At 48.0% G+C, this 12,926-nt stretch carries 12 protein-coding genes and 1 tRNA gene; 10 read left to right on the forward strand and 3 right to left on the reverse strand.

Features of this window, described 5'->3' with window-relative positions; genetic code table 11:
• Positions 1 to 8: 8 nt before the first annotated feature.
• Entirely contained in the window at positions 9 to 548 is a 540-nt protein-coding gene (rbr, locus tag B7991_RS02265) for a rubrerythrin (RefSeq protein WP_085490822.1), read from the forward strand.
• Positions 549 to 648: 100 nt separating this feature from the next.
• On the opposite strand, the gene B7991_RS02270 is transcribed toward rbr, so the two are convergent.
• Both B7991_RS02270 and B7991_RS02275 read right to left on the reverse strand, forming a co-directional pair.
• On the reverse strand, positions 649 to 1,689 hold the full coding sequence (locus tag B7991_RS02270) for a polysaccharide lyase (RefSeq protein ID WP_088629393.1): 1,041 nt from the start codon (positions 1,687 to 1,689) through the stop codon (positions 649 to 651).
• 16 nt (positions 1,690 to 1,705) lie between these two features.
• Complete coding sequence (locus tag B7991_RS02275; protein ID WP_073423223.1) at positions 1,706 to 1,894, reverse strand: hypothetical protein; 189 nt, start codon at positions 1,892 to 1,894, stop codon at positions 1,706 to 1,708.
• Positions 1,895 to 2,313: 419 nt separating this feature from the next.
• Here B7991_RS02275 and B7991_RS02280 point away from each other — a divergent pair, with 419 nt between their 5' ends.
• From B7991_RS02280 to nudC, 7 genes are all read left to right on the forward strand, one after another.
• On the forward strand, positions 2,314 to 3,027 hold the full coding sequence (locus tag B7991_RS02280; protein ID WP_254917821.1) for an Rpn family recombination-promoting nuclease/putative transposase: 714 nt from the start codon (positions 2,314 to 2,316) through the stop codon (positions 3,025 to 3,027).
• Between the two features lie 581 nt (positions 3,028 to 3,608).
• Entirely contained in the window at positions 3,609 to 4,883 is a 1,275-nt protein-coding gene (locus B7991_RS02285; RefSeq protein ID WP_074208888.1) for a saccharopine dehydrogenase family protein, read from the forward strand.
• 3 nt (positions 4,884 to 4,886) lie between these two features.
• Positions 4,887 to 6,785 carry a biosynthetic arginine decarboxylase gene (gene speA / locus B7991_RS02290; RefSeq protein WP_012820343.1) on the forward strand — a complete coding sequence of 633 codons (1,899 nt, stop codon included), beginning with the start codon at positions 4,887 to 4,889 and terminating at the stop codon, positions 6,783 to 6,785.
• A 1-nt stretch (position 6,786) separates the two neighbouring features.
• Positions 6,787 to 7,605, forward strand: coding sequence for a glycosyltransferase family 2 protein (locus tag B7991_RS02295; RefSeq protein WP_088629395.1), 819 nt, complete (start codon positions 6,787 to 6,789; stop codon positions 7,603 to 7,605).
• 2 nt (positions 7,606 to 7,607) lie between these two features.
• The gene (locus tag B7991_RS02300) at positions 7,608 to 8,309 is read left to right on the forward strand and encodes a glycosyltransferase (protein ID WP_235002915.1); all 702 of its coding nucleotides are present in this window, start codon (positions 7,608 to 7,610) and stop codon (positions 8,307 to 8,309) included.
• A gap of 9 nt (positions 8,310 to 8,318) precedes the next feature.
• Positions 8,319 to 9,260, forward strand: coding sequence for a glycosyltransferase (locus B7991_RS02305; protein WP_088629460.1), 942 nt, complete (start codon positions 8,319 to 8,321; stop codon positions 9,258 to 9,260).
• 54 nt (positions 9,261 to 9,314) lie between these two features.
• Positions 9,315 to 10,148, forward strand: coding sequence for an NAD(+) diphosphatase (gene nudC / locus B7991_RS02310; protein WP_088629461.1), 834 nt, complete (start codon positions 9,315 to 9,317; stop codon positions 10,146 to 10,148).
• A gap of 154 nt (positions 10,149 to 10,302) precedes the next feature.
• Here the strand turns inward: nudC and B7991_RS02315 are convergent, their stop codons facing one another.
• Positions 10,303 to 10,929 carry a hypothetical protein gene (locus B7991_RS02315; RefSeq protein ID WP_088629397.1) on the reverse strand — a complete coding sequence of 209 codons (627 nt, stop codon included), beginning with the start codon at positions 10,927 to 10,929 and terminating at the stop codon, positions 10,303 to 10,305.
• A 71-nt stretch (positions 10,930 to 11,000) separates the two neighbouring features.
• Between B7991_RS02315 and B7991_RS02320 the strand changes: the two genes are divergently transcribed.
• Both B7991_RS02320 and B7991_RS02325 read left to right on the forward strand, forming a co-directional pair.
• A tRNA-Gly gene (locus B7991_RS02320) sits at positions 11,001 to 11,073 on the forward strand.
• Positions 11,074 to 11,538: 465 nt separating this feature from the next.
• Positions 11,539 to 12,894: an MAC/perforin domain-containing protein gene (locus B7991_RS02325; protein WP_088629398.1), complete on the forward strand. Its 1,356-nt coding sequence runs from the start codon at positions 11,539 to 11,541 to the stop codon at positions 12,892 to 12,894.
• Positions 12,895 to 12,926: the final 32 nt, after the last annotated feature.

Below are 12,926 nucleotides of genomic sequence, written 5' to 3' on the forward strand. Positions count from 1 at the left end.
AGTTTATTATGGCAAATAAATACGCTGGTACCCAAACCGAAAAGAATTTGGAAGCAGCTTTCGCAGGCGAATCCCAAGCCCGCAACAAGTACACCTACTTTGCAAGCCGCGCCAAAAAGGACGGTTTTGAACAGATCGCTGCATTGTTCCAAAAAACCGCTGACAACGAAAAGGAACACGCCAAGCTTTGGTTCAAGGAACTCGAAGGCATCGGCGACACCGCCCAGAACCTGAAGGCTGCCGCCGAAGGCGAAAACTACGAATGGACCGACATGTACGAAGGCTTCGCGAAAACCGCCGAAGAAGAAGGCTTCACCGCTCTCGCCAAGAAGTTCCGCATGGTCGCCGCCATCGAAAAGATGCACGAAGAACGCTACCGCGCCCTCCTCAAGAACGTGGAAACCGCCAAGGTCTTCGAAAAGAGCGAAGTCAAGGTTTGGGAATGCCGCAACTGCGGACATATCGTGGTCGGCACAAAGGCTCCGGAAGTCTGCCCCGTCTGCGCTCACCCGCAAGCCTACTTCGAAGTACATGAAGAAAACTACTAAAAGTCGAGAGTCGCGACAAGAAGCGCGTCTTGTTGCAACAAGACGCCACGCAGTTTGTTCTCATTACATTCGTAAAGACACCGGAGAAATCCGGTGTTTTTTATTGCACTACTTTTACGAGTCTGCCGTTCTTGATCGGCTGCGTTTTGGATTCAGTGTGTAGGCCACGACCAACTCGCGAACCATTAACGCGATAGATATCAACAGGCTTTGAGACGGCGCGACGATTTTCTCGCCATAAACGTTTATTCAAGCCAACACCGCCCGCTTTGTCAAGCGACACAGCGATAGAATCCGTAGAAACCGTAAAATTGTCAAATCGGATAAAATTATCGTGTGTCGGAGCCCATTCAGCACTACTCCCGCCATGGAACGTGGAAAGATAAAACTTGTCCACATGCAAAGTATCGTAATCGCGTAGCCTGAGCGTATCGACATCCAGCACAAGCTCGCCATCAAGCCACGCCTGCACGCGACCGTTCTTGTCGCCTTTTCCGGGGGCCGACACGGAGTTCATTGAGACTTTATTTACAATGCGGTGCCACTTGCCCACGGTAAATTGCGCCTGCGGATTTTTACCGCCGAAATCCCACTTAAAATCATCGCCGTATTCAGAATGTTGCCCCATGAAGTAAATCAGCTGAACTGCATTTCCGCCCTTGCGCCACATGATTCGCGCACTCCAGCCGTCGCCTGTTTCAGGCATCGCGTTCCCCGTATAGCACTTGCCGCCACAAAGCCCCGGAAGCTTGCCGCCCAACTGGAATTCAAAACCATCCTCGAAGAAAATATCGTACGCACTCCACATCGTATCGGCAGTTTTCACAAGTGGCTGGATGATTTGTGCCGCACACGCGGGAGTATCATTGTCATTCGGACCAACGCAGCCCTTGGGGTACTTGAGTTGCAACACATTGCCATGCGCCTCACCGTCATAGACAATCTTGGAATTTTCGCCGTTGTTCTTGTCCATCGCATACCACCAGCTTTTATCCGTGGTGTTGCGCTTGAAATCTTCCTTAGCCTCTGCATTGCCGTAAACGCCAACTTCGCGATTTTCGAAGTTGACAAACGAGACCGTATCCGCTGTTTGAGCAAAAGCAGCAGAAGCGCAAAGCAAGAAAAACGCGTACTTATTCATATTCCGAAGAATGAATTTAGGATTTTTTCGTCATTTTGCCACCGGCGATAAGCACTAAAAAGGCGGCACCGCCTACACCCACAATTTTCTTGATATCGCTCCAAAATTCGCGACGTTTTTCGCTACAAGATTCGCAAAATTTTTCAGAATCTGCGGCTTTATCGCAGCCGCATTTTTTGCATTTGTTCCACAATTTCTGAAGCATAGCCAAATTCCTTAATCGTTGGAGGTGAACGAGAAGTCTTTTTAAAATACCATTTTTTGTTAGGAATGGGAGTAGTGGGGATCACAATTTTTCGGAAAGGGCGCGCCACCTATAGTTGACAAAATGAACGTTTTTGCAAACGGTTGATTGCAAAATTTGCAAAGTTTCACTTTTTTGAAATTCGCCGTTGTAGATTAGAGCCTCTAAACTTATCAGGAGGCTATTCTATGACTCAAAAATTCTCTCATGACTCTTATGTTCGCTCGGTGCTGAAGGACCCCGCTCGAACAGCAGAACTTCTTCGCCTTGCGTCTCGAAAAAACAGCAATCTCGCCCAATTTCTTGCGACAGTGAACCTTGACACATAGCAAGAGATTTCTGAAGCGTTCTGCGATACCGCAACTCATGGCGATGGCGACCTGGCATTTACCGTGAAACTAGAAAGCGACGAACCCAAGCAAGCCGAACTCCTCATCGGGATTATTGAAGAACACAAGAGTTATCCAGAAACAGGAATTATCCCGCAGTTGGTCAAATACTGGTTCCAGATTATGTTTCGCAATCAGAAAAATATTCCGACTGTTGCAATCGTTTTGTACAATGGGAAAGACCCATTCCGCATAGAAAAAGAGGTGATGTACCCGAATTATCCAGAATACTATCACAAGATTGGACTGCCGTTCCTAATGGAAGTCGTTGATGTGAGTGAAATTTTCGAAGACTTTGAAATCTCGATGATTTCGCCTAAGATCGCACTTGCACTAGTTGCTTTGAAGTACGTTTTTAACGGAGAAAAACTAAAAAAATATCTGAAGCCAGCCATGGCGGGTCTCAAGTCACTCCCCCGCGAAGAGGCAGAAGAATTGTTGTCTCAAACTTTTATATATTTGCGTAAATGGTTCAAGGGCGAAGCCAAGGAGCAGTTCAAAATGGATTTCAAGAAATGCAGCGAAGTTTATGGATACAAGTCCATTGCCGAAGTCGAAGAAGAAGAAATGGCGGAAAAGATTGCTCAACGTGATCGTGACTGGATCGATGCCATGTTTGCCAATGGCAAATTAACTGATGAAGACATCTCTAGCATTTCGGGCGTTCCGCTAGACGAAATCCAAAAGCGTAGAGCGCAACGCTAAACAGTCCATTTGAAAATGTCCACGGTGATAAAGCCGTGGATTTTTATTTAGTTCATCTATGGTAAAATTTCAACGAAATACGGAAAATGTTTAGATATTCCGAATTTGATTGAAAAGTTTTTAAAGAAACGACTACAAATTTGAATATTTGTAGTTGTTTTATACAGATAAATTGCGTTAGGGATAGTGACCACGGTGTGGCGGAGACTTGCACAAGCAAGGCTCCGTTCTAGGAGGTGAGCGGCGAGCGTAGCGAAGGCGGTTGCCCCTAGAATATAGCCCGACCTTGCCCGTGGGCAAGGGAACGCCCCAATGGCAAGACTTTACTGGATTCTATCGCTCCTTACAGTCGCTCCAGAATGACGCTGTCGATGCGCGTTTTTGAAACTTGACTGGATTGGGCTAAAGCCCCCATGACGCAATCGAAGCGCATTCATGAAACTTGACTGGATTCTTCGGGCTTTGCCCTCAGAATGACGAGATGCAGCACTCGTCTTTTACTACATTTTCCATAGTAACATTCTCTACCGGGATCGCCATCCCGATGGATTAACTCTCAACAAATGAGGAACAAACAAAAAATGGCAAGAGCATTGATTATCGGTTGTGGCGCCGTTGCCACAGTTGCTATCAAGAAGTGCTGCACCTGCAGCGAAGTTTTTAGCGAAATCTGCATCGCCAGCCGTCATCGCGAAAATTGCGAGAAGTTGGCTCAGGAACTCCGCCCGAATACGAAGACGGTCATCACGACTGCCGCCGTGGACGCTGACAAGGCCGAGAACGTCTCTGCTCTCATTAAGCAATACAAGCCGGACCTGGTGATGAATATCGCTCTCCCCTACCAGGACTTGGCCATCATGGATGCATGCCTTGAATGTGGCGTGAACTACATGGATACGGCTAACTACGAGCCGGAAAATATCGACGATCCGGAATGGCGCAAGGTCTACGACAAGCGCTGCAAGGAAAAGGGTTTTAGCGCCTACTTCGATTACAGCTGGCAGTGGGCTTACAAAGAAAAGTTTGAAAAGGCTGGTCTCACGGCATTGTTGGGTTCCGGCTTTGACCCGGGTGTTTCTCAGGCATACTGCGCCTACGCCTTGAAGCACCAGTTCGATACGATTGAAGAAATCGACATTCTCGACTGCAATGGCGGCGATCACGGCTACAAGTTCGCAACGAACTTCAACCCGGAAATCAACCTCCGCGAAGTTTCTGCTCCGGGCAGCTACTGGGACACGGACGAGAACGGCAAGGGCCATTGGGTTGAAATCCCGGCCATGAGCATCAAGCGTGAATACAACTTCGCACAGGTCGGCAAGAAGGACATGTACCTCCTCCACCACGAAGAAATTGAATCTCTCGCCCAGAACATTCCGGGAATCAAGCGCATCCGCTTCTTCATGACGTTTGGCCAGAGCTACCTCGACCACATGCGTTGCCTCGAAGACGTGGGCATGCTCAGCACGCAGCCGATCAAGTTCCAGGGTCAGGACATTGTTCCTATCCAGTTTCTCAAGGCTCTCCTCCCGGACCCGGCAAGCCTCGGTCCTCGCACGGTGGGCAAGACGAACATCGGTTGCATTTTCAAGGGTACTAAGGATGGCAAGCCGAAGACTTACTATCTGTACAATGTTTGCGACCACCAGGAATGCTACAAGGAACTCGGCAGCCAGGCTATCGCCTACACGACTGGCGTTCCAGCCATGTGCGGTGCCATGATGGTGCTCACGGGCAAGTGGAACAAGCCGGGTGTGCATACGGTCGAAGAGTTCGATCCGGATCCGTTCATGGAAGCCCTCACGAAGTACGGTCTCCCGTGGAACGAAGATTTCAACCCGGTACTTGTGGACTAGGCAATGAAAAAATGGCGCATTGACGATTCCCGAGATCTTTACAATGTAAAGGGCTGGGGCGTAAGTTACTTTGACATTAACGACAAGGGTCATGCGACGGTTTCGCCAATCAAGAACGGCGGTCCGAGCATCGACCTTTACGAGCTCGTGCAGGAACTTTCCTTGCGCGATGTTTCGACTCCTGTGTTGTTGCGCTTCCCGGATATTCTGGACAGCCGCATCGAAAAGATTCACGAGTGCTTCACGAAGGCGACGACTGAATATGGCTACAAGGGTGGCCATTACAGCATCTTCCCGATCAAGGTGAACCAGCAGCGTGCAGTCTTGGAAGAAGTGGTGAGTCACGGTTCCAAGTTCAACATCGGCCTCGAGGCAGGTTCCAAGCCGGAACTCCACGCGGTGCTTGCGAACATGGAAAATCCGGACGCGTTGATTATCTGCAACGGCTACAAGGACGAAGACTTTATCGAGCTTGCTCTCCTCGCACAGAAGATGGGCAAGAAGATTTTCATTGTCGTCGAAAAGATGAACGAGCTTCACTTGGTTGTTGACTTGTCTCGTCGAATCGGCGTGCGCCCGAACATCGGTATTCGCATCAAGCTTGCAAGCTCCGGTAGCGGCAAGTGGGAAGAATCCGGCGGATACCACAGCAAGTTCGGTCTGAACAGTTCTGAACTTTTGGAAGCTCTCGACTACATCAAAGAAGAGAAGATGGAAGACTGCATGAAGCTCATCCACTTCCACTTGGGTAGCCAGATTACGAACATTCGCCATATCAAGAATGGACTCCGCGAAGTGTCGCAGTTCTACGTTCAAATTAGAAAGATGGGCATGGGCCTTGAATTCGTGGACGTGGGCGGCGGCTTGGGCGTCGATTACGATGGCACGCGCAGTTCTAACGCAAGCTCCGTGAACTATTCCATCCAGGAATACGCAAACGACGTTGTGTACGCGATGTTCGAAGCATGCGAAAACGCCGATGTTCCTCACCCGAATATCATTGCGGAATCGGGCCGTGCACTTTCGGCTCACCATTCCATCTTGGTGTTCAACGTGCTCGAAACGGCTGGCCAGGCATTCTTTGACGAAAGCGTTCATGAAATCAGCGATGACGCTCCGGAAGCGTTGAAAGACTTGTACGGCATTTACAAGAGCCTTTCTCCGAAGAACTTGCTCGAAAGCTGGCACGATGCCATGCAGATTAACGACGACACCTTGAGCGGTTTCAAGATGGGCGACGTGGATTTGCAGACGCGCGCTATGAGCGAACGTTTGTTCTGGAGCATCGCCCGCAAGGTGGACTTGCTCGCACGAGACTTGCGCCATCCGCCTTATGAATTGAGCGAACTTCCACGCTTGCTTGCCGAAAAGTACTTCTGCAACTTCAGCCTTTTCCAGAGCCTCCCGGACAGCTGGGGCGTGGATCAGGTGTTCCCGATTATGCCGATCCAGCGTTTGGACGAAGAGCCGACGATTGAGACGACGATTCAGGACGTGACTTGCGATAGCGATGGCAAGATTGACATGTTCGTTCGCGGTGGCGAAGTGGCACGCACCATTCCTCTCCACCCGATCAAGAAGGACGAACCGTACTTTATCGCGGTTTACCTCGTCGGTGCATACCAGGAAATCCTCGGTGACCTCCACAACCTCTTTGGCGATACGAACGCTGTGCATATTGTCTGCAACGACAAGGGCGGCTACGATATTGACAAAGTGATTGACGGTGAATCCGTGGAAGACGTGCTCGACTACGTGAACTTCAGCGACAAGGCTCTTGTCCGCAACATGGAAAACTGGGTCACGCGCTCTGTGAAGGAAGGAAAGATTACGCTTCAAGAAGGCAAGGAATTCTTGAACATCTATCGTTCCGGACTTTACGGGTACACGTATCTGGAATAGGATGCTCCAAAACAATTACAAGATTGCGGTTTTGCTTGCTACGTACAATGGCGGCAAGTACATCAGGGAACAGCTTGATTCTCTGTTCCAGCAATTTTGTAAACAGTTCCATTTGTATGTTCGTGATGACGGTTCCTCGGACGATACGATGAAAATCGTCGGGCAATTTCGCGAAATGTATCCCGATAGGGTTACAATTTTGAAAGACTCGCAAAAGCACAGGGGTGCGGCGAAGTCTTTTATGTATTTGCTCGAAAATGTGGATTCCGAGTATTACATGTTCTGCGACCAGGACGATATTTGGTTGCCGGAGAAAATCGAAAAGACATTTGCTCGGATGAAGGAAGTCGAAGGGACCGCGCCAGTTCTTGTTGCGACGGATTTAAAAGTTGTCGATGAGCAGCTCTCCCCCATCAAAGAATCGTTCAACGAAGATTTGAAAATTGACGTTTTCCGCAAGCACCCGGAATTAATTTGTGTGCGTCACGTGGTCACCGGTTGCACAATGATGTTCAACCACGCCGCAAAATTGGCAGCACTCCCAATGTCTCCTCGCGCAACCATGCACGATGAATGGGTAGCCCTTTGCGTCCACTTCAAAGGCGGAGTCATCTCGATTCTCGATGACGCGACGATACTTTACCGCCAGCATACCAGCAACACGCTTGGCGCAGAGCAAGCTCGCAAAGGATTTTTTGCACGTGCCATCGCCCGCACAGGGCAAAAACAGTTCTTCCAAGTCGCAAAATTGCTCCACAAGGATTTCGGATTATCGTACTTAAAGTTCTTGATGTACAAAATTTTGTATAGTTGGTTCTAGGTATGAGAAGAAGCATTTGCATGGCGACCTACAACGGCGCCAAATACATCAAGGAACAGCTGGACAGCATTATTCCGCAGCTTAGGGAAGATGACGAGCTCATCGTTTCTGACGACGCTTCGAAAGACGACACATTGAAAATCGTCCAGAGCTACAACGATTCGCGAATCAAGATTTTCCACAACGAGAATCACGGCGTTGCACACAACTTCGAAAACGCCATGCGACAGGCCACAGGCGACTTGATTTACTTTGCCGACCAGGATGACGTCTGGTTGCCGGGCAAGCTCGACAAGATGGAAAAGTTCCTCACAGAAGGCGGCTACGACACAATTCTTTGCAACTGCTCGCTCGTCGACGCCAACTTGAACGTGATCAAGGAACGCCATTACGACGAAAAATGGCCGATGAAGAAATCACTTTTGCGAAACATCATCAACAATTGCTGGCTTGGCGCTTGCATGTGCTTTACTAAACAAGTGAAAGACGCTTGCATGCCGTTCCCGCCAAAAGTCGTCGCACACGATTTGTGGGTCTCGTATTACGCACAAAAGCATTTCAAGTGCGGCTACCAGGACGAAGTTTTGCAGCTTTACCGCCGTCACGAAAACACAGTCTCGTTCACGGGCGGCAAGAGCACGAACAGCCTTTATTTTAGAATTGCATACCGCGCTTACCTCGCGTGGCACATCCTTTGGCGTTAGGTGTTGAGCATGAAAATTTGCATTACACTGGCGACTTATAACGGCGAAAAGTATCTCGCGCAGATGCTCGATTCTTTGGTTGCGCAGACGAGACCTGCCGATGTTATAATTGCAGTGGATGACGGTTCCAAAGATTCTACATGCGAAATCTTGGAACGTTACAAAGACAAGCTCCCGCTAGAAATCACAAAGTTTGAGAAGAACAGAGGGCATCGAGCATCATTTTCAACGGCATTGGAAAAAGCAAGCGAATTACTCGCTGACGATGATTTGATTTTCCTTGCCGACCAAGATGACATTTGGCTCCCGAATAAATTAGAAGTTATGAGCCAGAAGATTGGCGACAAATCCATGATTTTTGGCGATGCCGAAATTATTGATGGAGAAGGAGTCGTCACAGATTCATCTTGGCGAAAGAAGGCGTGCATTGTTGAGCACTTGAGCCAACAAGCGCTTCTTACAGGCTACACGAATGTAACCGGTTGTATGGTTGCTTTCAAGGCAAGGCTTTTGAAGACAGTGCTCCCGATTCCGCAAGACGTGCCTGTACACGATCAATGGATTACACTTTGCGCCACTGTAGAAAACGGCTACCGCGCTATTGCAGATAAAGTTATTCAATACCGCATTCATGAGAGCAACGCCATCGGCGAAGGCAACAAGACATGGAGCGAAAAACTCCAGACGAATTTGCAATGGGCAAAGGCTGTAAGAGGCTCGGACATTTTCGAAAAGTTGCCAGACGAGAGCCGCCGATTCTTGGACAAGTTCATTCAATTCATGAAATTGCGCTTTAGCCATGCGTTTTTATCGCCTCTATGGTTCCCGTGGATTGTCAAAAACGCTCGCAACATTTACCCGCAGGTTACAAGCGCCACCCAAATGATTGGACGAATTTTATTCTCTTTTGTCGGCGTTTCAACCGCTAAAAAATTCTTCAAGAAAAAATAGATGGCAAATTTTGTCCGCCATGACGAACAACAACCAATAACTATTGACTATCCTATGATTCACGAAATTGCACCGCACAAGCTGAATAACGAATTTAAGACCATTGAACCCAAGCCCACCGATTACTTGATTATTTTCAATGGCGAGCAAACGCTTTTCAAGAAAGCGGGTGAAGATGTTTACGAAATACCACGAGTGCGCGACTTCCCTAAATGCGAATGTCATTACTTGATCAGCATCGACGGTGACGCTTATTTCTTGTGCAATTCAAACTTGCCTGAAATTCCGGAAGGTTACGAGTTTCGTGGCAACCGCACATTCCGAACGCTCGAAAATCATTTGGAACGCCTCGGCGGTGCAACTTCCGCACACATCGCCAAGTGGGAAAGTTTGAACAAGTTCTGTGGTAAATGCGGATGCCTCATGAAGCGAGGAATCAAGGAACGCTCCATGATTTGCCCGAGCTGCAAGAACACTGTCTACCCCAAGATTTCGCCGGTCGTGATTGTCGCTGTTCGCAACGGCAATGAGCTTTTGATGGCACGCAATTTGGACAATCCGGACAAGACGCGCATGTTCCTCATTTCGGGATTTGTGGAAATTGGCGAATCGCTCGAACAGGCAGTCAAGCGCGAAGTTCTTGAAGAAGCGGGCGTCCGCGTGAAGAATATCAAGTACTTTGGCAGCCAGCCGTGGCCGTTCTCGGAATCGCTCATCTCGGGCTACACAGCCGAACTTGATGGCGATTCAACCATTCACATGCAAGAGGCGGAACTCGCTTGCGCCACTTGGGTCAAACGCGAGGACATTCCCGAATACGACACGAGCGTGAGCATCAGCAGTTGCTTGATCGAAAACTTCCGCTCGGGATATACGATTAAGGAATAACGCAACGACAAGAAATCACTGGATCCTTCACCCTTACAGGGTTCAGGATGACGAGTACAGAAAAGCGCGGCCGAAAAGCCGCGCATTTTCAATAAAAAGGCGACCCCGCAACAAGTGCGGGGTGACAGACTGAAAAGCCGCGCATTTTTTTCAGTTACTTTTCCGAAGCTTTATCGGCTTTCTTTTTCGCTTTGTTCGGAGATGCTTTGGGCGTTGCTTCGGGCTTATTCGCCAAAACAACATATAACGTATCGTGAATCACGACTGTATCACGCACGACAAGCGTATCATGAACAAAGACCGTATCGCGAGAGCAAACAACATTTACAGCACTGCTTGCGGGAACCGCCGCAGACGAAGAAATTGCATACGAGGAACTCGACTTAACCACACTAGAGCTATACTGCGCTGCACTTGATTGAGCGATTTTTGCACTCGAAGATGTTGCAACCACAGCTGATGACGTTGGCATTTTTTCAATCACCGTAATCAACGAATCACGGACATTGCGGAGGCTATCCAACTGCTTGCGATAACGCGTCTTGTTGCCCGGACGGCGTTCTCTAGAATACTGAACTTCAATCTTATCGATTTGCGATTCAACGCCCCTGAGTTCATCATACACAGGGCCTTCGCCCTTCACAGAACCACTCGGCGTAAAGAAATTTGCGAAGCTATCAAAAAAGCCACGCTTTTCACCTTCGCCCCAAACAAGATTCGTCGCCACAAGACAAACAAGCGCCACTACGCCACAAACAGATTTAAACTTAAGTTTTTGCATATTTCAATAATAGAAAAAAAGAAGGCATCCCTTTACAAGCCCCCTAATTTTACTAAATTAAGACTACCCATGCGGGAGTAGCTCAGTTGGTAGAGCGCGACCTTCCCAAGGTCGATGTCGAGGGTTCGAGACCCTTTTCCCGCTCGAAAAAAGAGAAACCACCTATCAGGTGGTTTTTCTTTTTTTATATGGTAAATATAGGTTGAGAACCCGAGAAGAGGGTTCGACAAAATTCGGTCATGGACGAAGTCCGAAGAGCGAATTTTGGAATTATCGCGCAAGCGATAAGCCCGTTAGGGTGAGGAGTCAGCCGCGTTAGCGGAGACTGACGACGAATCAAACCCTGTTGACGCCTACGGCGTCCGCGGCTGCACTCGGTTATAAAATTATGCAAGCATAATTTTGCAACACTCGTTTTGCACGCTATTCCCGCTCGAAATAAGAGAAACAAGGCGCAACCTCTTTTTTTCCCAAAATGCTCCAACTTGGAATATTCAAATTTTGATACGATTTTATTACAATTATTATTGACTTTCTTATCAAAAAAAATATTTTACAATCAGAAAGCGCACAAGCGCCAAAAAACCTTTCTTAAGAAGGAGGGAAATCATGAATTACTCAAAAACTCAGAAATTCTCTGTAGAATTTTCTCTCATATGCGCAATGACCGCAGGTCTTGTCGCATGTTCCGACTCCGACTCCCCTAGTGGCGGAATCAAGCACTCCATTTCAGTTGAAGTCCTAGGAAAGACCGTCAGCGACACATTGAAGTTCGACATGACGGACAGCACCTACGATTTCAAAATCGAGGCCGACGGCAAATGGAAAATCGAAGACAAAACGAACTTCATCCAGTCCATTAGTCCGACTTCGGGCGAAGGCGATGCAACCGTGAAGGTCCGCTTGACCACAAACGATATGGAGGAACGTTTTACAGGTAACCTGCGCATAGAGTTCCCTGAAGACACATCCCTGAACAAGACAATTACTGTAGTGCAGAAGTATAGTGGCGACTATGCTGACAATGCTAGCGAGTTGTCGCAATCGAACAAAATCTATGCCGTTGGTTATGGCTACGATGCACTTACAGGTAGTTACGCCGATTACAGTTCGCTCAAGGCAGAAATCTTTGATACCAAGACCTTGATCGAGGATGAGGTAATCTCGTCAAGCCCCACCAAAGTCGATGTTGAATTCTATAAATGGTCCGGTTCGGTCTTTGCAGAATATGAAGAATGGCTTGATGAATTGGCCGGAATCAGTGTAGATAAGGGCTGGTTCTATGGCGAATACACAGAGGCGTTTACCGATTGGACCTATGAAAATACATTCGCTGAAATTGCCGTATCCTATGCCAATGTAACCGTAAAGACGGTCGACTTTGAAGAAAGCGAATTAGATGATGCCATATCATCTAATATGAAAAAATCAGCCTACGCAGCCATTAACGGCTTAGACTCAAAATACCCGAGCGATAACACCGGTTTCAAGAAATTGATCCAACGTTACGGAACCCACGTCGTGTTGGGCGCTACACTAGGCGGCCGAATCCGTCAAGCTATGGCGTCGAAGCAATCCTATGAATTCGAACTCATGGATTATCTAAAAGCGGTATATGGATATACATTTAATAAAGCGGCTTACATAGATGAAGAAGTATATACCAGCTACGAAGAAGAATATGATGAGCTGAACCTTAAAGTGACCGTATCCGGTGGTGATGCCGAGAAGGCGTTGAAGATTACAGATTCCAAAATTCTGAAGAAGGATGATGTGAATGCTTGGAAATCTACCCTCGCAGAAAATGCAACACTGGTCGATTTCTCTGGCAGCAGTCTGATGCCGCTATACGAGTTGATTGACGAAAGTCTCGGTAAAGAAGCCGTAACCCGTAAGAAGAAGCTCAAAGAATACATGGAAAGCTCCAAAATTTTGTCTGACTTCGATGTCATAGTCCTCAAATAAAACCGTCTACAACAAACTTAACTGACCTAAAC

The sequence above is a fragment of the Fibrobacter sp. UWB3 genome (assembly GCF_002210405.1).
Taxonomy (GTDB): domain Bacteria; phylum Fibrobacterota; class Fibrobacteria; order Fibrobacterales; family Fibrobacteraceae; genus Fibrobacter.